The 24,968-nt window shown below is 71.5% G+C and carries 20 protein-coding genes; 10 read left to right on the forward strand and 10 right to left on the reverse strand.

Annotated features, from left to right (window positions below; genetic code table 11):
- Positions 1 to 599 precede the first annotated feature (599 nt).
- Positions 600 to 1,295, forward strand: coding sequence for a transcriptional repressor LexA (gene lexA / locus DFJ69_RS04420; protein WP_116021300.1), 696 nt, complete (start codon positions 600 to 602; stop codon positions 1,293 to 1,295).
- 555 nt (positions 1,296 to 1,850) lie between these two features.
- On the opposite strand, the gene leuS is transcribed toward lexA, so the two are convergent.
- Entirely contained in the window at positions 1,851 to 4,364 is a 2,514-nt protein-coding gene (gene leuS, locus DFJ69_RS04425) for a leucine--tRNA ligase (protein WP_245974003.1), read from the reverse strand.
- A gap of 337 nt (positions 4,365 to 4,701) precedes the next feature.
- Here leuS and DFJ69_RS04430 point away from each other — a divergent pair, with 337 nt between their 5' ends.
- A complete protein-coding gene (locus DFJ69_RS04430; protein WP_116021302.1) occupies positions 4,702 to 6,246 on the forward strand; it encodes a long-chain-fatty-acid--CoA ligase in 1,545 nt (514 codons plus the stop codon).
- Positions 6,247 to 6,253: 7 nt separating this feature from the next.
- Here the strand turns inward: DFJ69_RS04430 and DFJ69_RS04435 are convergent, their stop codons facing one another.
- Entirely contained in the window at positions 6,254 to 7,120 is an 867-nt protein-coding gene (locus tag DFJ69_RS04435; protein WP_116021303.1) for a helix-turn-helix transcriptional regulator, read from the reverse strand.
- A gap of 113 nt (positions 7,121 to 7,233) precedes the next feature.
- Here DFJ69_RS04435 and DFJ69_RS04440 point away from each other — a divergent pair, with 113 nt between their 5' ends.
- Positions 7,234 to 7,974, forward strand: coding sequence for an SDR family oxidoreductase (locus tag DFJ69_RS04440; RefSeq protein ID WP_116026392.1), 741 nt, complete (start codon positions 7,234 to 7,236; stop codon positions 7,972 to 7,974).
- A 197-nt stretch (positions 7,975 to 8,171) separates the two neighbouring features.
- Positions 8,172 to 9,548 carry an aspartate aminotransferase family protein gene (locus DFJ69_RS04445; protein WP_116021304.1) on the forward strand — a complete coding sequence of 459 codons (1,377 nt, stop codon included), beginning with the start codon at positions 8,172 to 8,174 and terminating at the stop codon, positions 9,546 to 9,548.
- A 54-nt stretch (positions 9,549 to 9,602) separates the two neighbouring features.
- Here the strand turns inward: DFJ69_RS04445 and DFJ69_RS04450 are convergent, their stop codons facing one another.
- Complete coding sequence (locus DFJ69_RS04450; RefSeq protein WP_170177534.1) at positions 9,603 to 10,433, reverse strand: class I SAM-dependent methyltransferase; 831 nt, start codon at positions 10,431 to 10,433, stop codon at positions 9,603 to 9,605.
- A 163-nt stretch (positions 10,434 to 10,596) separates the two neighbouring features.
- On the opposite strand from DFJ69_RS04450, the gene DFJ69_RS04455 reads away from it, so the two are divergent.
- Positions 10,597 to 11,016: a CBS domain-containing protein gene (locus tag DFJ69_RS04455; protein WP_116026393.1), complete on the forward strand. Its 420-nt coding sequence runs from the start codon at positions 10,597 to 10,599 to the stop codon at positions 11,014 to 11,016.
- A gap of 157 nt (positions 11,017 to 11,173) precedes the next feature.
- On the opposite strand, the gene DFJ69_RS04460 is transcribed toward DFJ69_RS04455, so the two are convergent.
- Positions 11,174 to 13,303, reverse strand: coding sequence for a bifunctional polysaccharide deacetylase/glycosyltransferase family 2 protein (locus DFJ69_RS04460; RefSeq protein ID WP_116021306.1), 2,130 nt, complete (start codon positions 13,301 to 13,303; stop codon positions 11,174 to 11,176).
- On the reverse strand, positions 13,300 to 13,968 hold the full coding sequence (locus DFJ69_RS04465; RefSeq protein ID WP_147312200.1) for a hypothetical protein: 669 nt from the start codon (positions 13,966 to 13,968) through the stop codon (positions 13,300 to 13,302). The genes DFJ69_RS04460 and DFJ69_RS04465 overlap by 4 nt, the downstream gene beginning before the upstream one ends.
- 232 nt (positions 13,969 to 14,200) lie before the next feature.
- Between DFJ69_RS04465 and DFJ69_RS04470 the strand changes: the two genes are divergently transcribed.
- Together DFJ69_RS04470 and DFJ69_RS04475 are read left to right on the forward strand one after the other, a co-directional pair.
- Positions 14,201 to 14,776 (forward strand): RNA polymerase sigma factor, encoded by a 576-nt coding sequence (locus DFJ69_RS04470; protein ID WP_245974004.1) that lies wholly within the window; start codon positions 14,201 to 14,203, stop codon positions 14,774 to 14,776.
- Between the two features lie 56 nt (positions 14,777 to 14,832).
- A complete protein-coding gene (locus DFJ69_RS04475) occupies positions 14,833 to 15,807 on the forward strand; it encodes a hypothetical protein (RefSeq protein ID WP_116021309.1) in 975 nt (324 codons plus the stop codon).
- Positions 15,808 to 15,877: 70 nt separating this feature from the next.
- On the opposite strand, the gene DFJ69_RS04480 is transcribed toward DFJ69_RS04475, so the two are convergent.
- Both DFJ69_RS04480 and DFJ69_RS04485 read right to left on the reverse strand, forming a co-directional pair.
- On the reverse strand, positions 15,878 to 17,140 hold the full coding sequence (locus DFJ69_RS04480) for a class I SAM-dependent methyltransferase (protein WP_116021310.1): 1,263 nt from the start codon (positions 17,138 to 17,140) through the stop codon (positions 15,878 to 15,880).
- A 58-nt stretch (positions 17,141 to 17,198) separates the two neighbouring features.
- On the reverse strand, positions 17,199 to 18,566 hold the full coding sequence (locus DFJ69_RS04485) for an FAD-binding oxidoreductase (protein WP_116021311.1): 1,368 nt from the start codon (positions 18,564 to 18,566) through the stop codon (positions 17,199 to 17,201).
- A 94-nt stretch (positions 18,567 to 18,660) separates the two neighbouring features.
- On the opposite strand from DFJ69_RS04485, the gene DFJ69_RS04490 reads away from it, so the two are divergent.
- Positions 18,661 to 19,227, forward strand: a complete 567-nt coding sequence (locus tag DFJ69_RS04490; RefSeq protein WP_116021312.1) for a pyridoxamine 5'-phosphate oxidase family protein — start codon at positions 18,661 to 18,663, stop codon at positions 19,225 to 19,227.
- 13 nt (positions 19,228 to 19,240) lie between these two features.
- Here the strand turns inward: DFJ69_RS04490 and DFJ69_RS04495 are convergent, their stop codons facing one another.
- Positions 19,241 to 19,771 (reverse strand): DUF1707 and DUF4870 domain-containing protein, encoded by a 531-nt coding sequence (locus DFJ69_RS04495; RefSeq protein WP_116026394.1) that lies wholly within the window; start codon positions 19,769 to 19,771, stop codon positions 19,241 to 19,243.
- Between the two features lie 646 nt (positions 19,772 to 20,417).
- On the opposite strand from DFJ69_RS04495, the gene DFJ69_RS04500 reads away from it, so the two are divergent.
- Positions 20,418 to 20,786, forward strand: coding sequence for a hypothetical protein (locus DFJ69_RS04500; RefSeq protein ID WP_116026395.1), 369 nt, complete (start codon positions 20,418 to 20,420; stop codon positions 20,784 to 20,786).
- Between the two features lie 459 nt (positions 20,787 to 21,245).
- On the opposite strand, the gene DFJ69_RS04505 is transcribed toward DFJ69_RS04500, so the two are convergent.
- Both DFJ69_RS04505 and DFJ69_RS04510 read right to left on the reverse strand, forming a co-directional pair.
- A complete protein-coding gene (locus tag DFJ69_RS04505) occupies positions 21,246 to 22,310 on the reverse strand; it encodes a DUF4192 domain-containing protein (protein ID WP_116021313.1) in 1,065 nt (354 codons plus the stop codon).
- A 79-nt stretch (positions 22,311 to 22,389) separates the two neighbouring features.
- Positions 22,390 to 23,148 carry a DUF72 domain-containing protein gene (locus DFJ69_RS04510; protein WP_116026396.1) on the reverse strand — a complete coding sequence of 253 codons (759 nt, stop codon included), beginning with the start codon at positions 23,146 to 23,148 and terminating at the stop codon, positions 22,390 to 22,392.
- A gap of 212 nt (positions 23,149 to 23,360) precedes the next feature.
- Here DFJ69_RS04510 and DFJ69_RS04515 point away from each other — a divergent pair, with 212 nt between their 5' ends.
- The gene (locus DFJ69_RS04515) at positions 23,361 to 24,956 is read left to right on the forward strand and encodes an SMI1/KNR4 family protein (protein WP_116021314.1); all 1,596 of its coding nucleotides are present in this window, start codon (positions 23,361 to 23,363) and stop codon (positions 24,954 to 24,956) included.
- The last annotated feature ends 12 nt before the right edge of the window (positions 24,957 to 24,968 follow it).

The following is a 24,968-nucleotide window of genomic DNA, read 5'->3' on the forward strand; positions in this document are numbered from 1 at the left end:
CGGGCCGAGCCGCTCCGCCCCGCCACGCCACGACCGCTCCGAGCACCTCCGGGGTCGCGGACCACGCTCTCCCCGGGTGTCGTCGCACGGGGCGAGCTCCTCCTCCCGGGCGCGGTACGACCACCCAGACCGCTCTCCGGGGCATGGGCTCCGTTCTCCCTTGGTGCCGTCGCGCGGGGTGAGTCGCCGCTTCGGACGGCCGTACTCCCCTCGGCCGCGTCGGGCGGTGCCGGGGCTTCAGGGCGTACGGCCGGAGGGCGTGGAACGGAGCGGTGGGGAGGGCGGCTGTCGGGGCCGCCGGGGATCAGGGTGAGATGTCGTCGGGTGCGTATCGGTCGGCGATGGGACGGGGTCCTCGGCACACTCGCCATGTTCGGCCTCCGTTCGAGGACATTCGAATACAAGTTCGATCGAACAGGTGTACGATTTCTATCGCACGTCCCCGACACCGGCGAGCGGGACACGCCGACTCTTTTCGAACAGTTGTTTGATCATCGGCGTGATCCGCGCTAACGTGCCATGACAGCGAGGAGTGAGGACCCCGTACGAGTGGCGCGCCGGTCAGGCCGTCACGACAGCGCCCAGGAGGCGGTCTAGCGATGAGCAAGGTCCGGGAGTTGCCCGACGGGCCGATGGACGAGAGCGGTCTCACCCAGCGGCAGCGCATGGTGCTCGAGGTGATCCGGGACTCCGTCCAGCGGCGCGGCTATCCCCCCTCGATGCGGGAGATCGGCGAGGCCGTCGGACTGACCAGCACCTCCAGCGTGTCCCACCAACTGCGCACCCTCCAGCGCAAGGGCTACCTGCGCCGCGACCCCAACCGCCCGCGCGCGGTCGAGGTCCGCGTCCCCGGCGCCACCCCGGTGAGCGTCGACGGCACCGCCCCCGAGTCCTTCGAGTCCGCCGCCGCGTCGAGCACCGCCCCCGCCCTGGTGCCCCTGGTCGGCCGGATCGCCGCCGGTGGCCCCATCCTGGCCGAGGAGGCCGTCGAGGACGTCTTCGCCCTGCCCAAGCAGCTCGTCGGCGAGGGCACCCACTTCCTGCTCAAGGTCTCCGGCGACTCGATGATCGAGGCCGCCATCGCCGACGGCGACTGGGTGGTCGTCCGTCAGCAGCCCGTCGCCGAGAACGGCGACATCGTCGCCGCCATGATCGACGGCGAGGCCACCGTCAAGACCTTCAAGCGCAAGGACGACCACATCTGGCTGATGCCCCAGAACAAGGCCTACGAGCCCATCCCGGGCGACGAGGCCTCCGTCCTGGGCCGAGTGGTGGCGGTCCTCCGCAAGATGTGACCCACCGCCACACCACCCACCACCCCATGGGTCCTCCTCCTCACCCAGGGCACGCCCCACTCTCTTTCACCACGCCCACCACCCGACGTCACCCACGCCACAAACCCCCGCCTCACCCGCACAAGCCACGCTTCGCGCCCGGACCCACACCTGCACGCGCCCGAGCCACCCCCACCGGCCCGGCCCCCGCGAGGCAGAACAGCGCCACCAGGCCCACCCTCGGTCCGCGGGGAGACTGCCCACCACCGAGCGTGGCCGCCCACGTGAAGTGGAACCAGCGCTCGCGGCGTAGGCGACCGAGTGCCCTGCCACCGGCGCGGAAGGACTCCGCCCACAACGAGCCTGACCGTCACGTGGGTGGAACGGCGCTCACGGCGTGGGCGACCGGGTGTTCGTGTGGCAAGCGTCCGCACGCTCGTGACCTGGGGAGATGTCGATGAACGCACAGGGTAGGTGGACGCGGGCGGCGGGGGTGGTGGCCCCGGGCGGGCGGTCGTGGGGGTGGCTCGGGGTGGGAGGGGCCCGCCCCGCCGGGGGCGGCGGGGCGGGGTGGGGTCAGGCGGGGACGATGTTGACGATCTTGGGGGCTCGGACGATCACCTTGCGGATGTCGGCGCCCGCCAGGGCGGAGCGGACCTTGTCGGAGGACAGGGCCAAGCGCTCCAGGTCGTCGGCGGTGATGCCGGGGGGGACCTCCAGGCGGTCGCGGACCTTGCCCGCGACCTGGACGACGCAGGTGACCCGGTCCTCGACCAGCAGGGCGGGGTCGGGGGACGGCCAGCCGGCGGTGGCCACCGGGGCGGGGCGGCCCAGCAGGGACCAGGACTCCTCGGCGGTGTAGGGGGCGAACAGGGACAGCAGGATCGTCAGGGTCTCGGCGGCCTCGCGGACGGCGGGGTCGGCCGGGCCGGGGCCGGAGTCGATGGCCTTGCGGGTGGCCGAGACCAGCTCCATGACGCGGGCGATGGCGACGTTGAAGCGGTAGGACTCGACCAGGGTGGTGACCTCGTCCACGGTGCGGTGGGTGACGCGGCGCAGGGCCGTGTCGCCGGTCGCGGGGTCGGCGTCCACGGGGGCGGCGACCTCGGTGGCGATGCGGTGGACGCGGCCCAGGAAACGGGACATGGCGTGCGGCGAGACGTCGGCCCAGTCGATGTCGTCCTCGGGCGGGCCGGAGAACAGCATGGCCAGCCGGACCACGTCCACGCCGTACTCGGTGATCTGCTCGCCCAGGTCGACGCCGTTGCCCAGGGACTTGGACATGGCCTTGCCCTCGTTGATCACCTGGCCCTGGTTCAGCAGCCGGGTGAAGGGCTCGGTGAAGTCCACCATGCCCATGTCGTGCAGGACCTTGGTGAAGAACCGGCTGTACAGCAGGTGCAGGATGGCGTGCTCGACGCCGCCGGTGTACTGGTCGACCGGCATCCACCGGCGGACCTGCTCGACGTCGAACGGGCCCTCGGTGTAGTCCGGCGAGCAGTAGCGGAAGTAGTACCAGGACGAGTCCACGAAGGTGTCCATGGTGTCGGAGTCGCGCCGGGCGGCCCCACCGCAGGAGGGGCAGGGCACGTTGGCCCAGTCCTCGGCGGCGGCCAGCGGGGAGGTGCCCTTGGGGGCCAGGTCCGCGCCGCGCAGGTCGTTCGGCAGCGTGACCGGCAGTTGGTCGTCGGGGACCGGGACCTCGCCGCAGGACGGGCAGTGGATGATCGGGATCGGGCAGCCCCAGAACCGCTGCCGGGACACCAGCCAGTCGCGCAGCCGGAAGTTCACCGAGGCGCGGCCCAGGCTCTTGCCCTCCAGGATCTCGGTGATCCGGGCGATGGCGTCGGCCTTGGGCAGCCCGTCCAGCGGCCCGGAGTTGACCAGCAGACCGTCCCCGGTGGTGGCGACGCCGGTCGCGGCGGGGTCCTCCATGCCGGTGTCGACGACCACCCGGACCGGCAGGTCGAACCGGCGGGCGAAGTCCAGGTCGCGCTGGTCGTGGGCGGGCACCGCCATGATCGCGCCGTGGCCGTACTCGGCCAGCACGTAGTCGGAGGCCCAGACCGGCATCCGCTCGCCGTTGACCGGGTTGATCGCGTACCGGCCCAGGAACACGCCGGTCTTCTCGCGCTCGGTGGACAGCCGTTCGATCTCGCTCTCCCGCGCCACCTGCTCGCGGTACGCCTCGAACTCGGCGCGCTGCTCCGGGGCGCAGATCTCGGCGGCCAGCGGCGCGTCGGCGGCGACCACGAAGAACGTCGCCCCGTGCAGGGTGTCGGGACGGGTGGTGAAGACGGTGACCGGCTCGTCGCGGCCCTCGATCACGAAGTCGACGTCGGCCCCGGTGGAACGGCCGATCCAGTTGCGCTGCATCAGCAGGACCCGGTCGGGCCAGTTGCCCTCCAGCTCCTTCATGTCGTCCAGCAGCCGGTCGGCGTACTCGGTGATCCGGAAGTACCACTGGGTCAGCACCCGGCGCTCGACCGGGGACCCGCAGCGCTCGCAGTGGCCGCCGACGACCTGCTCGTTGGCCAGCACCGTCTGGTCCTTGGGGCACCAGTTGACCTGACCGCCCTTGCGGTAGGCCAGCCCCCGCTCGAAGAAGCGCAGGAACAGCCACTGCGTCCACTTGTAGTACTCGGGGTCGGAGGTGTGCAGCCGCCGCGACCAGTCGAAGGACGGCGCGTACCGCCGGAACGAGGCCGCCTGGGTCTCGATGTTGGCGTACGTCCATTCGGCCGGGTGCGAGTCGCGCTTGATGGCGGCGTTCTCGGCGGGCAGGCCGAAGGAGTCCCAGCCGACGGGGTGCAGCACGTTGTGGCCGCGCTGGAACCAGTAGCGCGCGGGGACGTCACCGATCGCGAACGCCTCGGCGTGCCCCATGTGCAGGTCGCCGGAGGGGTAGGCGAACATGTCGAGCGCGTAGCGCCGCTCGCGGGGGTCGGCGGTGGAATCGTCCGCGCGGTACGGCTCCAACTCGGCCCAGCGGGCCTGCCACTTGTCCTGCACCGCCCGGGGGTCGTAGGACTCGCCGGGGCCCCCGGCGGCGCTCCCCGACGCGTCGCGGGTCTGTTCGTCGGTGCTCACGGTCGTCGACTCCGGTCTTTGGGTACGGAGGCCGTACGGTGCCGCACGGCCTGGGATCCGACGCCTGCCTGGCCTCGCACATGAAGAGACCCCTCGCATGGGAGGGGTCGCCGCGCCGAGGTGCCTCTGGGGCCGGTCAGCGCGGCGGGCCGAGAAGCGGGCGCGCTCGCATAGCTCAAGACTAGCGCAATGGCAAGGTCTGCGGAGGAGACCGGTGCCCTTGCACAGAATTCATTACTTGCGGGTAGCGTCAAAGTGAGGTGATGCACAAGGATGGACGCACCTCATCCACCGTTCGACGCGACGCCATCCGGTCGTCCGCTTCGTGAGGAGTGCCATGCTCAACCTGTCCGTTCTGCTCGAGGACGCCGCCCGGGAGACGCCCGACCGGGACGCCGTGGTCTTCGGCGACATGCGGCTGTCGTACTCGTTCATCGACGGCGTGGCCAACCAGGTCGCCAACCTGCTGGTGTCACGGGGCATCGGGCCGGGCGACAAGGTGGCGATCTCCTCCCCCAACCTGCCCTACTTCCCGATGATCTACTTCGGGATCCTCAAGGCGGGCGCGGTGGTGGTCCCGCTGAACGTGCTGCTCAAGCCGCGCGAGATCGCCTACCACCTGGCCGACTCCGAGGCCAAGGCGCTGTTCTGCTTCCAGGGCACCCCCGAGCTGCCGCTGGGCGAGATGGGCTGGGCGGGCTTCCAGGAGACGCCCGGATGCGAGCACTTCTTCCTGCTCCCGGCGGGGTTGGACGTCACCGAGTCCCCGATCGAGGGGGCCGAGCTGTTCTGGGCCGCGCTGGGCGGTCAGGCGAACACGTTCGAGACCGTGGTGACCGAGCCGACGGACACGGCCGTGGTGCTCTACACGAGCGGCACGACGGGGCAGCCCAAGGGCGCGGAGTTGTCGCACAACAACCTGCTGAACAACGCCATGGTCGACGACCTGCTGTTCGAGCGGTCGCTCCACGACACCTTCCTGGTGACGCTGCCGCTGTTCCACATCTTCGGGCAGACCTGCGTGATGAACGTCGGCCTCTACCGGCGGGCGACGCTGGTCCTGATGCCGCGCTTCGAGCCCAAGGCCGCCATCGCGCTGATGGTGAAGGAGAAGGTCAACCAGTTCGCCGGGGTGCCGACGATGTGGTGGGCGCTGCTCACCGACGACACTTCGGCCGAGGACGTGGCGACCATCCGGGAGAACCTCCGCGTCGCGGTGTCCGGCGGGGCGGCGCTGCCGCTGGAGGTCCTCAAGGGGATCAAGAACAAGTTCGGCGTCGACATCCTCGAGGGCTACGGCCTGTCGGAGACCTCCCCGGTGGCCTCGTTCAACCGGCCCGACCGGCCCACCAAGCCGGGGTCGATCGGCCTGCCGATCTGGGGCGTCGAGATGAAGCTGATCGACGACGACTGGAAGACCATCGAGGGCGAGGGCCCGGGCGAGATCGCCATCCGCGGCGCCAACGTCATGAAGGGCTACTTCAAGCGGCCCGAGGCGACCGCCGAGGTGATCAAGGACGGCTGGTTCCGCACCGGTGACGTGGCCCGCCGCGACGACGAGGGCTACTACTACATCATCGACCGGTCCAAGGACATGATCATCCGCGGGGGGTTCAACGTGTACCCGCGGGAGATCGAGGAGGTCCTGATGACCCACCCGCAGGTCTCGCTGGCCGCGGTGATGGGCGTCCCGCACGAGTCCCACGGCGAGGAGATCAAGGCGTTCGTGATCCGCACCCCGGACGCCACGATCACCGAGGAAGAGCTGGTGGAGTGGGGTAAGGAGCAGTTCGCCAACTACAAGTACCCGCGCATCGTGGAGTTCCGCGACAGCTTCCCGATGACCGCCAGCGGCAAGATCCTCAAGCGCGAGATGCGCTAGCGGCCCGTCAGGGGGGCGTGTCCTGGAGGGCACGCCCCTCGGTCATCTCCTGGGTGCCGACGACGCGCAGGAGTTTCAGCGCCTCGTGGGCCGGGGTGCCCGGGGCGGCCGTGTAGAGGACGACCCGCTGGTCGCGTTCGGGCACCTCCAGGACGTCGCAGTGCAGCTCGATGGGCCCCACGACGGGGTGCCTGAAGGTCTTGACGTTGCTCGTCTGGACCGCGACCTCATGCTCCTCCCACAGGCGGGCGAACAGGTCGCTGCCCGCCCGCAGCTCCCTCACCAGCTCGGCGACCCCGGGGTCATCGGGGTAGCGGGCGGTGGCGGCGCGCAGGTCGGCCGCGGAGGCCCGGGCGAACAGCCCGTACTCGCCGTCGACGCAGATCCGGGACGCCGCCGGGTGCAGGAAGAACCGACGCATCGGGTTGAGCTCTCGGGGGATCGTCCGGGAGGACTCTCCGAACAGCGCCGCGGCCATCGGGTTCATCGCCAGCACGTCGTACTTGGCGTCGATCACGAAGGCGGGGGTGTCGTCGAGCCGGTCGAGCAGGTGCAGGATCCCCGCGGGCACGTCCTGCGGCGGACCGGTGCTCGGCAGCGGCGCCTCCCCCGCCAGGTGGTGCAGATGGTCGCGCTCGGCGTCGGTGAGGCGCAGGGCGCGGGCCAGCGCCCCGAGGATCTGCCGGGACGGCCGCGGTCCCCGGGCCTGTTCGAGCCGGATGTAGTAGTCGACCGACATGCCGGCCAGGCGGGCGACCTCCTCGCGGCGCAGCCCCGGTGTGCGTCGGCGCGGTCCGTTCTCCAGCCCCACGTCCTCAGGGCGCACCCGGGCGCGCCGGGAGCGGAGGAATTCCGCCAGTTCCCGTCTGTCCATTCCTCCAGGATGTCCCACGAGGGCGGGGTTCGCGGCCTTCGAGGGTGGTATCGCCGGTGCCGGCCTCGGGAGGGCTCTCCCGCCGCGCGTCCGCCCCACGTTCAGTGGCCGTCATGAACGCGACGATCGCCCTGATCACCGGGGCCAACAAGGGAATCGGACTGGAGACCGCACGGCGGCTGGGCGCCGGCGGGGTGACCGTGCTGGTGGGCTCGCGGTCGCCGGAACGCGGGGCGGCGGCCGTGGCGACGCTGCGCGAGGAGGGCGCCGACGCCCGGCTCGTGGAGGTCGACGTCACCGACGAGGCGTCGGTGGCCAAGGCGGCGGCCTGGGTCGACGACGAGTTCGGGCGGCTGGACGCCCTGGTCAACAACGCGGGCGTCAACCCGCCGAGCGCCGCCGCGCCGCCCAGCGGGACGACTCCGGCGGCGGTGCGGGAGACGTACGAGACGAACGTGTTCGGGGTGGTGGCGGTGACCAACGCGATGCTGCCGCTGCTGCGCCGATCGCCGGCGGGACGGATCGTGAACGTGTCCAGCGACCTGGGCTCGCTGGCGTTGATGGCCGACCCGGACAGCGTCTACTACCCGTACAACCTGCTGGCGTACAACTCCTCGAAGTCGGCGCTGAACGCGATCACGGTCTCCTACGCCAAGGAGCTGGCGGACACGTCGATCAAGGTCAACGCGGTGACGCCGGGCTACTGCGCGACCGACCTGAACGCCCACACCGGCCCCCGCTCGGCGTCCCAGGGGGCCGCGGAGGTCGCCCGGCTGGCGCTGCTGGACGCGGACGGGCCCACCGGTGGATTCTTCATGGACGACCCGGAGCCCGGCACGGTCGTGCCCTGGTAGACGGCGGACCCTCGTGGGGCGCTCGGCGACGCCGAGCGCCCTCGGGCGGTTGCGGGGGGACCTAGGCAAAGGGCAACTCTTCGAATATCGTGGCCCAAACACTGGATCACACGTGATTCAGTCGTCATATGCGATCTATACAACTGGATCCATGGCAGGTTGCGACCCTGCCAGGGCTTACGCACCGAGGAAGAGTGATGACGGACCCGACGCAGGACGCCCTGCAGAGCGCCGCCCGCGACCACCTGTGGATGCACTTCACCCGACACTCGTCGTTCGAGAACGGCGGCGAGGTCCCCGTGATCGTGCGCGGCGACGGCGCCTACATCTACGACGACAAGGGCAGGCGCTACCTGGACGGGCTCGCCGGGCTGTTCGTCTCCCAGGTGGGCCACGGCCGCGAGGAGCTCGCCCAGGCCGCCGCCAAGCAGGCCTCCGAGCTGGCGTTCTTCCCCGTGTGGTCGTACGCGCACCCCAAGGCCATCGAGCTGGCCGAACGGCTGGCCTCGCTCGCCCCCGGCGACCTCAACCGGGTCTTCTTCACCACCGGCGGCGGTGAGGCGGTCGAGAGCGCCTGGAAGCTCGCCAAGCAGTACTTCAAGCTCACCGGCAAGCCGACCAAGCACAAGGTCATCAGCCGGGCCATCGCCTACCACGGCACCCCGCACGGGGCGCTGTCGCTCACCGGGCTCCCCGGGTTGAAGGCCCCGTTCGAGCCGCTGGTGCCGAGCGCCTTCCGGGTGCCCAACACCAACCTCTACCGGGCGCCCCAGCACGGCGACGACCCCGAGGCGTTCGGCCGCTGGGCCGCCGACCGCATCGAGGAGGTCATCGAGTTCGAGGGGCCCGACACGGTCGCCGCGGTGTTCCTGGAGCCGGTGCAGAACGCCGGCGGCTGCTTCCCGCCGCCGCCCGGATACTTCGAGCGGGTCAGGGAGATCTGCGACCGGCACGACGTGCTGCTGGTCTCCGACGAGGTGATCTGCGCGTACGGGCGGCTGGGCACCATGTTCGGCTCCCAGAAGTTCGGCTACCTGCCCGACATCATCACCTTCGCCAAGGGCATCACATCCGGCTACGCCCCGATGGGCGGCATGATGGTCTCCGACCGACTGTTCGAGCCGTTCCGCCAGGGCTCCACGATGTTCGCCCACGGCTACACCTTCGGGGGGCACCCGGTCTCGGCGGCGGTGGCGATGGCCAACCTGGACCTGTTCGAGCGCGAGGACCTGCTGGGCCACGTGCTCCGCAACGAGGCCGCGTTCCGGTCGACCCTGGAGAAGCTGCTGGACCTGCCGATCGTCGGCGACGTGCGCGGCGACGGCTTCTTCTACGGCATCGAGCTGGTCAAGGACAAGGCCACCAAGGCGACCTTCGACGACGGCGAGTCCGAGCGGCTGCTGCGCGGCTTCGTGGACCGCGCCCTGTACGACGCCGGGCTGTACTGCCGCGCCGACGACCGCGGCGACCCCGTCGTCCAGCTCGCCCCGCCGCTGATCTGCGACCGGTCGCATTTCGACGAGATCGAGCAGATCCTGCGCTCGGTGCTGACCGAGGCGTCCAACCGCCTCTGAGGCTCCGCGTGGCGGCCGCCTCCCTCGCCCCGGGAGGCGGCCTTCCACTGCCGGCTAGGGGCGGACGGCGGTGGTGTAGCGCGCCTCGGTGCGCAGCACGAGGTCGCCGTCCGCGTTCCGCATCGCCTCGGCGGCCTCCGCGGCCGCGGCGCGGACCTCGCCCGCCCGGTCCTCGGGGACGCGCTCGACCAGGCCCCGGCCGCCGTGCGAGAGGTTCCACTCCCACAGGTGGTCGGCGTCGGCGAAGCGGGTCTCGAAGCGGGCGACCCGGTGAACGATCTCGACGAAGCCGTTCTCGGAGAGCACCTCGGTCAGCGGCTCCTCGGTCCGGAACTGCTGGGTCGGACGCCGGGGCTCCCGCCCGCCCTCGCCCGGAACGAAGGCGTTGATCGCCTTGAGCATCTGCTCGTAGCCCGGGTCCTGGCGCTGGAAGGTGCTGAGCGTGAGTCGGCCGCCGGGACGCAGCGCCCGCGCCCACGCGCGCACCCCGCTCGCCGGGTCGGGCAGGAAGAAGATCACGAACCCGCCCAGCAGCAGATCGAACGAGCCGGGGTCGACCGGCGGCGCGGCGGCGTCGCCCTCCCGCACCGTCACCCGGTCCAGCCCCCGCCGGCGGGCCTCCTCCGCCGTCGCCGCCACCATCGAGGGCGCGAGGTCCACCCCGACGACCACGCCGTCCGGACCGACCGCCTCGGCGGCGGGGAACAGGCAGTGGCCCCGGCCGCAGCCGACGTCCAGCACGCGCTCCCCCGGCCGCGGCGCCGCCAGGCGCACCAGCTCGCGCCCCATCGGCGCGAAGAACTCGGCGCCCGTCCGCTCGTAGGTGGCGGCGGAACGATCGAAGATGCCGGCGATGGCCGCCGTCATGTCTGAGGGGTTCGGCATGCCCGCATCATGACATGCGAACGCGGACGCCGACCATGAAGATCGTTGTCGGCGCGGTCCCCAATCGGGGGCCACCAGATGACCTCGATTGAGCAAAGCACGCGTTATGCGCCATATGCCGGGAACGCCACGTTCGCACCCATCGTCGAACAGGAGGTTCCCCATGACCACGGCACGTGACGTGATGCATCCGGGTGCCCAGTGCATCCCGGTCGGCGAGACGCTGGACCGCGCCGCCCAGCTCATGCGCGACATGGACGTCGGCGCCCTGCCGATCTGCGACAACGACGACCGGCTCTGCGGCATCATCACCGACCGGGACATCGTGGTGAAGTGCATCGCCGCCGGTCACGACCCCTCCAGGGTGACGGCCGGCGACCTGGCCCAGGGCACCCCGCGCTGGATCGCCGCCGACGCCGACATCCTCGACGTCGTCGAGGAGATGGCCGGCCGGCAGATCAAGCGGCTCCCGGTGATCGAGAACAAGCGCCTGGTCGGCATGATCAGCGAGGCCGACCTCGGCCGCCACCTGCCCGAGGAGCATGTCGCGACCTTCGTCGAGAGGGTCTACACCACCCACTGAGACCCGCCCCGAAGCCCGGCGGCCGTCGACGAGCACCACGGCCGCCGGGCACCCGCGCCTCCCACCCGAACACCGGGGCCACGGGTGCGACCCGGCGGACCCGACACGCGCGCCACGGCGCGCCCGGGGCCGGCCGATGCTCGGGCGCGGTGGTGGGTCAGGCGCTCGGGCGGGCGGGGACGGAACGGCCGTCGGGGGTGAAGGTCCCGGTGCGGCGGATGGTGTGCCAGCGCAGGCGGGCCCCCAGGACGGCGGTGACCAGCGACTGGATGACCACCAGGTACATGAGCTGCCGGTAGATCACCTGCTGGATGGGCAGCGCCCACAGGGGGCGGACCGGTTCGCCGTCCAGACGGAGGGCGTAGGCGCCGGCGAGGGTCTGCAGGCCGACGAAGGCCGCCCACGATCCCGCGAACCACCAGGGGTCGAGGAAGAGGAGCCCGTACAACGTGAACAGGTCCATGGCCGGGGCGAACAACGGCAACGCCACCTGGAACAGCGTCAGGTAGGTCAGACACCGACGGCCGAAGCGGCCCGAGCGTCCGCCCTCCCTGATCGAGCCCCGGTGCTTCCACATGGCCTGCAGGGTCCCGTAGCACCACCGGTAGCGCTGCCGCCAGAGCTGGCGCAGGGAGGAGGGCGCCTCGGTCCACGCCAGGGCGTTCTCCTCGTACACCACGCGCCACCCGGCCCGGCAGATCGCCATGGTCAGGTCGGTGTCCTCGGCCAGCGTGTCGTCGCTGACGCCGCCCACCGACGCCAGCGACTCGCGGCGGAACGCCCCGATGGCCCCGGGGATCGTCGGCATGCACTCCAGCACGTCGAACATCCGCCGGTCGAGGTTGAAGCCGATCACGTACTCGATGTGCTGCCAGCGGCCCAGCAGCCCGCCCCGGTTGGCCACCTTGGTGTTGCCGCTCACCGCGCCGACGGTCGGGTCGGTCAGCGGCGCCACCAGCGTGCGGACGGTGTCCCGCTGGAACACCGTGTCGCCGTCCACGAGCACGATGATGTCGGCGCGGGCCCGGGCGATCCCCGCGTTCAGCGCGCTGGGCTTGCCACCGTTGGTCTTGCGCAGGAGGCGGAGCCCGGGGAGGTCGAGCCCGGCCACGATCCGGGCCGTGTCGTCGGTGGATCCGTCGTCGACGACGATCACCTCGATCGGCGCCCGATGGTCGCTGTCGAGGATCGACCGTACGGTCGCCTCGATGCTCATCTCCTCGTTGTAGGCCGGGACCACCACCGACACCCGCGGCGGGTCCGGATCGGGGACGTTCTCCTTGGCGCGGACGCGGCGGACGTGGACCCGCGCCAGCGACAGCAGCATCCCGAGCCGGGTCAGGGTGAGCAGCCCCGCCAGCCCGAACAGCGTCGCCAGCCCGGCGATCAGCCAGCCCGAGGCCCGCTGCGCGAACACCAGCGCCGTGCCGACCATCCGTTCGGCGGTGGAGGCGCGGACACTGGAGTACGGCAGGCCCACCGACTCCGACAGCGTGGTGAAGCGGTAGCCCTCCGCCGACAGCGTGGTGAGGATCCGGTCCACGGCGGCCACCGTCGCGGCCCGGTCGCCCCCGGAGTCGTGCAGCATCACGACCGCGCCCTCGCCCGGCCGCGCCGACGTGACGGCGCGCCGGACGATCTCGTCCGCGCTCGGCCGCGCCCAGTCCTCGGTGTCCCGGTCGGTGAGCGCCACGAGGTAGCCGTGCCGGCCGGCGCGCTGCGCGGCGGTCCACTGCGGCCCGGTGAGGCCGCCGGGTGTGGACGTGTACGGCATCCGCATCAGCCGCGTCTTGACGCCCACGGTCCCGGCCAGCGCCCGCTGCGTCAGGTCCAGCTCCAGCCGGATCCGCCAGTCGGGAGAGGTGCTCATGTCGATGTGCGTGTACGTGTGGTTGCCGATCTCGTGGCCTTCGCGCGCCAGCCGCCGGGCCAGGCCCGGATGCTGCGCCACCTGCGCGCCGACCACGAAGAACGTGGCGCGGGCGTGGTGCCGGGCGAGCACGTCCAGCAGTTGCGGCGTCCACCGCGGGTCGGGCCCGTCGTCGAAGGTCAGCGCGATCGTCCTGGGCTTGGGCCGGGCGCTGCGCATCGGCCCGTCGGCCAGGTTGACGACGGGGCCGCCGCCGGTGACCGAGGCGGGGGGCTCGACGCCGGAGTCCGCGGCGACGCGCCCCGGGGACTCCCCCAGCTCACCCCGCGCCGCGCCGTTCAGCAGCAGGGCGACGCCGAGCACCAGACCGCCGAGCAGCAGCAGGATCCAGTGCCCTCGAGGATCCCGGTGCTTCACGAAGTGCGCTTACCTTTGGGATCGCGACCGCCCCGGCGGGGCGGGGTGGTGGGGGCCTTGCCCGGAGAGGTCGGGGTCGGGACGACCGTGCCGCTCGGCGCCGGCGGCGGCAGCGCGGGCCCACCCGTCGGTGAGACGCCGGGCCCGTTCGGTCGTCGCGAACCCGACGGGGCAGGGGCGGGCGAGCCGCCGGGGCCGGTCCCGCCCGGCCGGGTGCCGGCGCTCGGCTGCGGTACGCCCGGGGACGCCACGCCCGCGCCCCCCAGCCGCGCCGCGTCGGGGCCGCCGGGCCTCCGCCGGTCGGGGCCGTCGTCGTCGGGGGCGGTCTCGCCGGAACCACCCGTCCACGGCGTCAGCGGGACCTCCGCCCCGGCGACCAGGCTCACGCCGACCGCCGCCAGGTAGGCGGCCAGGGCCACCGACGCGCCCACCCCGAGCCGGCGGACCACCCGCGCCCGTCGGCCGCTGGAGTCGACGAAGACCGGCGACGGGTCCTCGCCGGCGATCCGCACCTCGACCGACCCGCTCGGCGGCGGGGCGAGGACGTCGGTCTTCGAGCCGGCGACGCGGATGTCGGCGGACCCGGGGCTCCTGCCGCCGACGAGGACGTCGGGGCCGTCCGGCGTCTCGGGACGGTTGTCGTGAACGGAATCTTCGGTGGCCACGCAGAACACAGCGCCCCGAGGGCCCCGAGCGTCACACCGATGGCCACCAAAGTGACGCAGATCACCCCAATATGCCGCCAGAGGCCGACGGATCATCCCATTGATTACCTCCGGTGCCCGGACACACTGCATCATCTACGGCATGGACGGCGCGCGGGAACGCTTCCCTGTGGCCGAGCCTTCACGGGAACCCCCGGCCCCCTCCGGGCCACCTCCGGCCACGGCGGAGGAGGTGGAGCTCGAGGAGGCCCTGCAGGCGGCGCTCGAGGGGGACGAGGCGGCGTTCCGGTCGCTCTACCGGGACGTGCAGCCGCGTCTGCTGCGCTATCTCCGCGCCATGGTGGGCGCGGACGCCGACGACGTCGCCTCCGACGCCTGGCTGCAGATCGCCCGCGACCTCCGCACGTTCCAGGGCGACTACGACCGCTTCCGGGGCTGGACGACCCGGATCGCCCGCAACCGCGCCATCGACCACCTGCGCAAGGCCGGTCGCCGCCCCGGGGTGAGCCTGCCGGTGGAGGAGCTGCCCGAGCCGATCAGCGTCCGCGACACCGAGACCGACGCGCTGGAACGGCTGTCCACCGAGCAGGCCGTGGCGCTGATCGCCGGCCTGCCCCGCGACCAGGCCGAGGCCGTTCTGCTCCGCGTGGTCGTGGGCCTGGACGCCAAGGAGGCGGGCCGCGTGCTGGGCAAGCGGGCGGGCAGCGTCCGCACGGCCGCCTACCGAGGGCTGCGCAGACTGGCCCAGACCCTGGACGAACGACCGAACGGGTCGCCGCGCGAGGGGGGGTCGGAGGGAGGCCGCTAGACGGGGATCATGGAGAGGTGTGACGCGGGCGGGGCCCCGAACGCAGAAGGAACGAGATGAGTGCAGATCGCCGACGGCTGGATCGCGAGAGCGCCGAGCGCATGCTCGACGCGGTCGCCGCGCGCCCGGAGCCCGGTCGGGGGCGGGACGCACCGGTCGACGACGCGTCCGCCGCCGATCCGCTCGCCCGCCTGCTGTCGGCCGCCGCGGCGCCCGCCGCCGATGCCGAACTCGCCGGGGAGCTCGCCGGGGAGGAGGCCGCCGTCGCGGCCTTCGCCGCCGCCCGGTCCGCCCCGGGCGCGCCCGTGCGACCCCGCCGCGCCGGGTTCCCGCTCGCCTCGCTGCTGTCGGCCAAGCTCAGCGCCGCGGTCCTCGTCCTCACCACGGCCGGAGGCATCGCCCTGGCCTCGGCCACCGACACCCTGCCGATCCTCGGCGACCCGGAGAACGCCCCGTCGGCCTCCCCCACCGACGGCTCCACGTCCGGGAAGGCCGGTCGCGCGCCCTCCGGCGACGCCGGGCCGCGTCCCTCGCACGGCTCGCCCCAGGCTCCCGAGAGCCCCACGGTGCGGCTGTGCCGCGCCTACGTGGTCGCCGCCCGGTCCAACCCTCGGGCCGCCGGTCGCAATCCCGCGTTCACCGGTCTGGTCCGCGCGGCGGGCGGCGCCGAGCACGTCGGCGGCTACTGCTCTCGGGTGATCAAGGACGGTGACGGCCCCCATGCCGGCCCGTCGCCCCGCAAGGAGTCCCCCACACCCGCCCCGGACAGGCCCGGCAGGGTCGGCCCGCCCGAGGACGACGGCCCGCCCGGCGGCGACGACCCCGGAGGCGGCAACGGCGGCGGGAAGGGCAACGGCAAGACCAAGGGCAGGCCCGACCAGCAGAGCGACGACGTCCCCGACGACCCTCCGGGCGACGAGGGCGACGACCGCACCCGCGGGCACAAGCCCACCGTCCCCCGCCAGGGCGGACTCCCCGACGGCGACCCCGCCCGGCGGGACGCGCCGAGCCGCGCGCCCGACCGCCCCTGACGTCGCCCCCCACGACCGACGAGCCCGCCCCCATCGACGACGCGATGGGGACGGGCCCGGTGGTCGAGGGTCAGACCCCCCAGTCGGGGCGGAGCGGCATGCCGGCCTCGCCCCGGTCGTCGAGCTTGACGCCGAGGACCTGGTGGAGCTGGATCCAGTTCAGCTCGAAGCCCAGGCGGCAGCCCGCCATGTAGAGCCGCCACACCCGGGCGGTGCCCTCGCCGACCTCGGCGACGGCCTCGTCCCAGTGCGCGTCCAGGTTGCGGCACCAGCCCTCCAGGGTCCGCGCGTAGTGCTCGCGCAGGTTCTCCTGGTGGCGGATCTCGAAACCGGCGTCGTTCATCTCCGACTGGATGAGACCCGGGCCCTCCAGCTCCCCGTCCGGGAACACGTAGCGGTTGATGAAACCGCCCTTCCTGATGGACGGCTGGGCGTTGTCCTGCCGGGTGATGCAGTGGTTGAGCATCCGGCCGCCCGGCTTGAGCCTGCCGTGCAGGAAACCGAAGTACGCCGGCAGGTTGGCCTTGCCGATGTGCTCGGTGAGGCCGATCGAGCTGATCGCGTCGAAGTCGCCCTCAGGAACGTCCCGGTAGTCCAGGTGCCGGACCTCGGCCAGGTCGGACAGGCCCGCCTCGGCGATCGCCTTCTGCGCCCACTCCGCCTGCTGCTTGGACAGCGTGACGCCCAGCGCCCGCGCCCCGTACTCGCGCGCGGCGTGCATCACCATGCCGCCCCAGCCGCAGCCGACGTCCAGCAGCCGCATCCCGGGCTTGAGGGCGAGCTTCTTGGCCACCAGGTCGAACTTGTGGAACTGCGCCTCCTCCAGCGTCGCGCCCTCATGCGGGTAGCACGCGCAGGTGTAGGCCATCGACGGGCCGAGCACCCACTCGTAGAAGGTGTTGGACACGTCGTAGTGGTGGGAGATCGCCTTCGCGTCGCGCCGCTTGGTGTGCCGCCACCAGGACGTCCTGCCGGTGCGCACCTCCTGGGGCGGCGGCTCCAGCCGTCGACTGACCGCGCCGCGCAGCAGCGGGTCGTCGATGACGCCGGTCAGCAGCCGCAGCCGGTCGCGCACGGTCATGGAGTCCATGAGCTGCGTCATCTCGCGCAGCAGCGTGTACATGTCGCCGTGCGTGTCCAGGTGTCCCGCCACGTACGCCCGGGCCAGCCCGAGCGCACCCGGCGAGTGCACCAGATAGGACAGCGCGTACGGCGACTTCACGTCGACCCGCAGATCGGCGTCGAGCAGGCCGGCCCTTGACCCGTCGTAGGCGGTGAACTCCACGGGCGCACCCGCCCCCACCAGGCCCTCGAAGACCTTCGCCAGCGTCATCGCTCTTCTCCTGTCCTTTCCCGGCCCGTTGCGGGCCGTCCCCCCGACGAACGAACGGTCAGCGTCCCCGGACGCACTTGTCGTACAGGTCGAGCAGGCGTGTCTCCGGGTCGTACGTCGTCTTCAACCGCCGATAGGTTTCCCCGTCGTAGTGCCGCCAGAACTCCTCACGTCCGTAGAACGCCGTCGAGTACAGCGACTTGTGGCCGTCGAGCGCGGCCACCCTCCGCTCGATCAGACGGTTGTGGTGCTCGGGCATCTGACCGGGGCGCAACGGCACCGTCCCCCAGAAGCCCACGTTCACGTAGGTCTCGCCGGACGTCAACGGGTACAACGGCCACTGCTCGCGGGCGCGCAGGGGACACAACCAGATCGGGCTCATCCCCACCTTGTCGTGGAAGAAGTCGAGGAACTCCGGCAGCCTGCCCACCGGCACCTCGATGTCCTGGATGACGTCCTCGCGCGGCGGCTTGCCCGTCCATCGGTCGTAGCGGGCCTTGAAGTGGAACCGCTTCTCGTACGCGACCAGCCTGCGGTAGACGTCCGACCGCTTGGACTTGTCCGGCCACAGCCGCCGGATCAGCGGCTTCTGCACGCCGAACGCGCCCGAGCACCAGAACCAGTCGGTGTCCCACCGCCAGATGTAGTCCCGGATGGTCAGGTAGTCGATCGACCGCTGCTGGATCGACCGGTAGTAGATCCGCTGCCCCGTGTAGTCCGACACGTACGGGGCCTTGTCCTGGTACGTCCCCACGGTGATGTACGCCTCGTCCGGGCCGAACACCGTCCCGTCGAGGAAGTCCACCGGGTCGTCCTCGTGCACCCGCGTCTCGCTGAGCTCCTTCAGCGTGGCGGCGCACTGGTCCGCGTCGTCGAACCTCAGGTGCCGCAGCCGCACGTACGGCTTGACGCGCTCCAGCTCGATCGTCAGCTTGAGCGAGTAGCCCAGCGTCCCGTACGAGTTGGGGAAGCCCCAGAACAGGTCGGCGTGCTCGTTGTCGCGGGTGGCCGTGACCACCTCGCCGGCGCCGGTGATGACCTGCATCTCCAGCACCGACTCGTGCGGCAGCCCGTTGCGGAACGAGGTCGACTCGATGCCGAGCCCGGTCACCGCGCCGCCCAGCGTGATCGTCTTGAGCTGCGGGACCACCATCGGCATCAGCCCGTGCGGCAGGGTCGCGTCGACCAGGTCCTCGTAGGTGGTCATGCCCTGCACCACGGCCGTGGCCGCCTCCGGATCGACCTTCAGCACCCGGTCGAACCCGGACACGTCCAGCCCGGGCGCGCTGCTCGGCTCGCGGAATCGGAACAGGTTGGAGGTACGTTTGGCGAGGCGCACCGGCGTGCCCGGCGGGATCGCCTCGTACGACCTCCGCAGTGCCTCGACCGCCCGCTCATGGTCGCCTTCGACCGCCAGCTCTGTCATCGCGTCCCTTCCCGTGACCAGTAAACCGATCATCCCATGTCTGATCCAGACATCCGACTCGTTATGGTCGTCACAACGCCGTCGGAGGAGCCCCATGGGAAAGCTTTACGACGCGCTGGACGCCCGTCTGCGCGCCTTCATCGCCGAACAGCCCCTCTTCTTCGTCGCCACCGCCCCGCGTGAGGGAGGCCACGTCAACGTCTCCCCGAAGGGCTACCGCGACACGTTCGCCGTCATCGACGACACCACGGTCGCCTACCTGGACATGCACGGCTCGGGTGCCGAGACCATCGCCCACCTCCGGGAGAACGGCCGCATCACCCTGATGTTCTGCTCCTTCGACCGGACCCCCAACATCCTCCGCCTGTACGGCACCGGCCGCGCGGTCCTCCCCGACTCGCCCGAGTGGCCCGCCCTGGGCCCCCACTTCCCCGCCGACGTCCCCGGCCCGCGCTCCATCATCGTCGTGGACCTCGACCGCATCGCCGACTCCTGCGGCTACGCCGTCCCCTACATGACCCTGGTGGACGAACGCGACCACCTCAAGGACTGGACCCTCCGCAAGTCCCCCGAGGCCCTCACCACCTACCGCCACACCAAGAACGCCACCAGCCTCGACGGCCTCCCCGCCTTGGACCCCCCACCGTCCTCGGCCCCCTGACGACCACCGCCGGTCACTTGATCGCTCGGAGGGTCCAGGGGTAGCGGAAGTGGCGACCGCCGAGTGCGTACACGGCGGCGATCAGCGCGGCGACCCATGCCACCACGTAGACGACGGCGCCGAGGCCGAAGGTCACGATCGTCACCAGCAGCAGGGTGAGCTGGAAGTTCACGGCCTCGGCGGCCTGACGGCGGACGTACTCCGACCGCTTGCCGCTGAGCAGCATGAGCACCAGCGGCGGAATGATCAGCGGCACCATCCCGGATCCGTGGGCCAACGCCGCCAGCATCCGGTCCTCGCCGCTGACGTCCGTGGTCATCTCCCGCGCGGATGCGTGCTCGGGCACCGGCCGTCCCAGGTCGGCGACGACCGTGACCAGTTCGGCGCGGGTCCCGGCGGTCATCGCCAGGTGCATCCGCATCTCGAACTCGTCCTCGTCGAGCCGACCCTCGGCGTACGCGTCCTTGAGCCTCTCGATCGTGGGCTCCCTCTCGGCGTCGGACACCCTGAGCCGGGCCGCCGCCGTGTATCCACCGTTGTCCATGACCTCATGGTCGATCCGCGTCGTCCGAACGACCATCGGGGAACACCCTGGCTTCTCCCCGGTCCCCGCACCACCCCCCTCAGGGTCCGTCGACGCCCTCCACATCCCGCTGACCACGGCGACACCCTCCAGGCCCGGGTGACCACGGCGACCACCTCCACGCCCGGCTGACCACGGCGACCACCTCCACGTCCCGCTGACCACGGCGACCACCTCCAGGCACCCAGACCGAACGCGTCGGCGACCTCGTCCACTCCACCTGCTGAAACCACACCCGCCGCCCAACACACCCAGGCGTCCGCCATACGCGTGCCACCGATCCGCCACGGTGACCCGCTCGCCGCGCTGGCATGCCGGCGACGCCGGTCGCTGCTGCGCATGCCACATCCGCCATGCCTGCGTGGGCCATGCACGCCGGTTGAGGCCATCGCGTCCAGCGAACGGCCACACGTCCGCCGTGCTCCCCATGCGCCGTAGGGCAAGGCCCCTGACCGAAGAAGGACTCCCCGCCCCATAAGGGGCTGCGACCGTCTAAGGTGTCGGAACCAGTCAGACCAATGAGTCGTTATGGTCATAACTCGGCATTCCATCAAGAGGCTCCCGCGTTGGGTTGGAGTGCCACGACACCGAATGGCAGGGCAGGCGGATGAGGTTCCGTGACCGATTCGGGCTCCGCAAGTGGCGCGGGACGAGGGTCGCCACGTTCGACCGAGAGGCCACCGACGCCGACATCGAGGCGCTGATCGCCTTCGCGCGCAGCCGTAAGGGCGTGGAGTTCTTCGTCGAGCCGGAGACCTTCGCCACCGACACCACCGCGGTCGCCGTGGCGACCGACGGCGAGTGGACCCGCCGCCGCGTCGGCGCTCCCCAGGTCATCCACAAGGTGGCCCATGACCTCGGGCTCCCCGTGTACGACGTGCAGATCGTCGGCTACCCCCCACGCATGCGCGCCTGGAACGAGCGCAACCGCCACCGCCGCCTCGACCCCGGCTCCCCCGGCGAAGCCGTCTCCTGACCATCGCCCGGCCGTGCACCACCCCTTGGCCGGGGCTCGTCGTCCCCGGCCAAGGGATGGTGCCCTGGGCCCGGGGATTGAGGCCCCCGGGCACTTGAGGCTCGCGGACGGGGCCGCGAGAACGGGGTCCTCCGTCGGTGGACTCCCACGGGCCCTTGGGTTCAGGGGTTTGCGTGTGGGTGCCTGCGAACCTTTTGGGGCTCGGGGGCGGTGACCTCATAGCCTTTTGGGCTCCAGGTGCCGCCGGGCGACCTCCGCACCCCGATGCCCACGCATGCTGCCGAGCGACCTCCGCACCCCGATGCCCACGCATGCTGCCGGGCGACCTCCGCACCCTGATGCCCACGGATGCTGCTGGGTGCCCCTTCGGGGGCACGGGACTCAAGTCGGGTGCCGGTGAGGCTTCGTTGGGCTCGGGATCAGATGGGCGTCGGTGGGTGGTGTGCGCCGCCTTGGGGCCTAGGGGGGTGCTGGGTCTTGGTCGGAGTGGGCTAGGGAGAGGTCCTCGGGGGTCATGTTGAGGCGGGCCTTGGATGGGGGGATGCCCGCGTGGAGGACTTCGCGGAGCAAGAGGGTGAGCGTGTAGGTGGGGTCGGCCTCGGCGGCTCGGTCCAGGGCGAGGTTGGCGAGGCTGCCGTCGCCGGCCGCGTAGGCGGCGTAGGCGAGGAGGCAGGCGGGGGCCGGGGTGTAGGGGGCCTCGACGCGGCGTAGGACATCGCGCCAGAAGGCCACGGAGGGCTTGGGGTCGTCGGGGTCGATGCGAACCCATGCCTCGTCGCGGATGCGGAGGTTGGTCAGCAGGAGACTCAGCCAGGCGATCTCGTCGTCGGTCGGGGGGTCGGCCCCGTGGGAGGCGCGGGTGGTGAGGTCGGTGATGAGGGGGACGGCCTCTTGGAGCATGTGGGATTGGATTTCCGCAGGGGCGGGGTCGGTGGCGGCCCAGGAGAGAAGGCGCGCCTGGGCTCGTCGGGTGGCCTCCTGCATGGAGCGGCGGGCGGGCCCGTCGAGGGGGGCGATGCTGTCCTTGAGCTCGGAGCGGTCGGCGTAGACGACGTGGCCCGCCAGAGTGGCCTCGGCGGCCACGACGGTGGAGGAGATGTCGTACGGGACGCCCTCCGGAGAGCAGCACGCGGGGTCGGTGCACAGATACGACCACCAGCGGCCCTCGTGGACGCGCAGGGCGTCCTTCACGGTGATGCCAAGGGCGGCGAGGACCCGGCGGGCACCGTCGATGAGAGGGGTGACCTGCTCCGGGGAGCCGTACCCGAGGAGGAGGGCCTGGCGGCATCCGTTGCGGGTCAGCAGGGCCGAGAGTCGTTCCGTGGTGTCGCGGCGGCCGGCGGCGCTGCCGGGACGCGGTAAGTCGAGCCGCATCGCGCAAAGGTTGCTGGGGCCGCCGAAGCCCAGGACGACCAGGCTCTGCGCCGGATGGAAGCCGAAGATGTAGGGGGCGGCGGCGATCGCGTCCTGAGGCGAGCGGATCGTCAGGGTGACCGCTCCGGGGTCGGTGAGGGGTTTGTCCATGCCGTCGAGCCTGGCAGTGGGCCCCGTCGAGAACCAGCACGCCGCAGAGATGTGGATAAGCGTCGAAGATCGGACGCGATCAGGGCACCAAAACGGGCGTGCGGGTGGTGGGCAGGCCGCGGGCCTCGGCCAGTTCCGCGAGCCGGATGGCGTCGCGGACGGCGGCGCCGCCCGGGTCGTTGTTGAAGTAGACGAAGAAGTCCGAGTCGGGCGGCGCGTCGGCGATGCGGTCGAGCCAGGCGTCGAGCGTCCGGTCGTCGTAGCCCGGCCACGGCTCGGCGGCCCCCTCGTGGAGGCGCAGGTAACCCCAGGTCGTGGTGCGCCAGAGCGGGGTGAGGGGACGTCCCAGCCGGTCGGCCCAGCACAGTGCCGCGTCGTGGGCGGTCAAGAGTTCACGGACCTGCGGAGTGAACCAGGACTCGTGGCGGGGCTCGACGACGACCCGTACCGATGAGGGGAAGGCGTCCAGACAGTCGGCGAGGAGGGCGGGGTCCGCGCGCAGGGTCGGGGGAAGTTGGAGGAGCACCGGCCCGAGACGGTCACCCAGCCCCTCGGCAACGCTCAGCAGACGCCGGACGGGGTCGGAGGGGTCCCGAAGCCTCCGGACATGGGTCAAATAGCGGCTGGCCTTGACCGCCATGAGGAAGTCCGCCGGCGTGCGCTCACGCCAGGACGCGAAGGTCTCATAGGCGGGCAGCCGATAGAAGGCCGCATTGATCTCCACTGTGGCGAAGCAGCGCGCATAGTGCTCCAGCCAGCGTTTCTGGGGGACCCCGTGGTAGAGGCGGTCCTTCCAGTCCCGGTACTGCCAACCCGATGTCCCGATGAGCACAGCCACGCCCACGCCCGTACCCCGGCTGCCCGAGCGTTCACCATGGGGAGAGCCTCAGGCCCTCCCGACAGGTCGGTTTCCGCAGCACAAGCCGGAAATAGCCGCCCCCAAGACGTACGCTCGAAGGTTTGATGACCGATGCCCTCACTCACCGCGAACCGTATTGTGGGATTCTTGGCGTCTCCGTGACGGCGACGTGAGAACGGAAAAGGTCCTCAATGGCGAGCGAGCTGGATCCACCGGCGGAAGCCCTGCTCCGGTCGATGGCCGAGTCCGTGGTGGCCGCGGCCCCCGACGACTGGGATTCGGCGATCCTGGTCTGCGAGGCCGGTGACGGCGGGGTGAGCGCCCGGCTCGCCTATGAGCGTCCGGGCGGGCTCGACCGTGGGCGTTCCCCGGGCATCGACCACTCCGGCCTACTGGACGTGAGCAGGAGGCTGGGAGGCCCCGCAGGGCTCGACGTCGAGCTGACCGTACGACCCGACGGAGCCTACGAGGCCATCCTCACCCCTCGTGGGGCGCATGGCCTCATTCCCGCCCACGACGGCCACATCTACGTCCTGGACCCCTCCTACAGGCCGCCCCAACCCGGTGAGGACCACGAGGGCCCCCTCGCGGGCACGACGGGCACCGGAGACCCCGAAGAGGCCGCACGGCTGCTGCGAGAGGTGCTGAGGCTCAAGTACGAGATCGTGGGCCGCACCGAGCCGCCCCGACCGCCCGCCTCCGGCGACGTCATCGCGCGGCTGACCCCCTGGGCGGGGGTCGAGCCCCCCGCGGACCTTCTGGCCCTCTATGAGGTGACCGACGGCGACCCGCTGATGTTCTACGGCTACGAGTGGCTCTCCCTGAACGACCTGATGCGCGACGGCGCGAAGGGCGAGCACCTGCGCGCACGTGAGCGGTCGTGGCCGGGATGGGAGACCGGGTGGAACGACGCCGTCCTCGACGCCGACCCCCCGGGCACCGTACGGCGCGTCACCGGGCACTCGGGATGGATCCCGTTCGCCCATGACGGCGGCGGCAACTACCTGGCCGTGGACATGGCGCCCGCGGTACGGGGAAGGCCGGGCCAGGTCATCAGGATCGGCCGCGACTACAGGGACGGCCCCGGTCACCTGGCCGACTCGGTCACCGCCCTGCTCCGCATGGAGTTGGACACCCTCGCCAGGGGCGACTACGACGCCGAGGAGGAGGGCTACATCGAGCTGGCCGGCCGCGAGTGGGACCAGACGGTCGCGCTGAACGCCCGCGAGCACCGCATCGACGCACGCCGCGCGACGCTGAACTCCGTACACGGCGGAGTGCAGCGCCTCATCGTGTCGCACGGCGCGGAACTCGGCCTCGGCGGCCTGCACAGCGCCCCGAGCCTGCACGATCTAAGCCTCACCTGCCGCAGACCCGATCTGAGTGCCGTTCAGGCGCTCCCCCTGGACAACCTCACCCTCAGCGTGGAGGAGGCGGATCTGGGGCTGCTGACCGGTCATCCCACACTCCGCACGTTCACACTGGAGACCGAGCACGAGGTGGACGTCAGCCCTCTCGGGTCGCTCCCCCTCCTGAACGGCCTGGACCTCTCGAAGGCCGTCGTCGCCGATCTGCGGCCCCTCGCGTACATGGGCGGGTTGCGTTTCCTCGTCCTGAGCGAGGCGCAGTGGCGGGATCTCAGGGAGGCCACCGACGATCTGCCGCCGTTGGCCGCCGCCGGTCTCCACGGGGACGTCGGCCACGGGGCCGCCCTCAAGTGGGCCGACGGGTTCAAGGGGACGGAGCCCCACGCGATGCTGCGTCACACCGGTCGTCTCACCCGGTGACGTCTCACCACC

This window comes from Thermomonospora umbrina, assembly GCF_003386555.1.
Lineage (GTDB): Bacteria > Actinomycetota > Actinomycetes > Streptosporangiales > Streptosporangiaceae > Thermomonospora > Thermomonospora umbrina.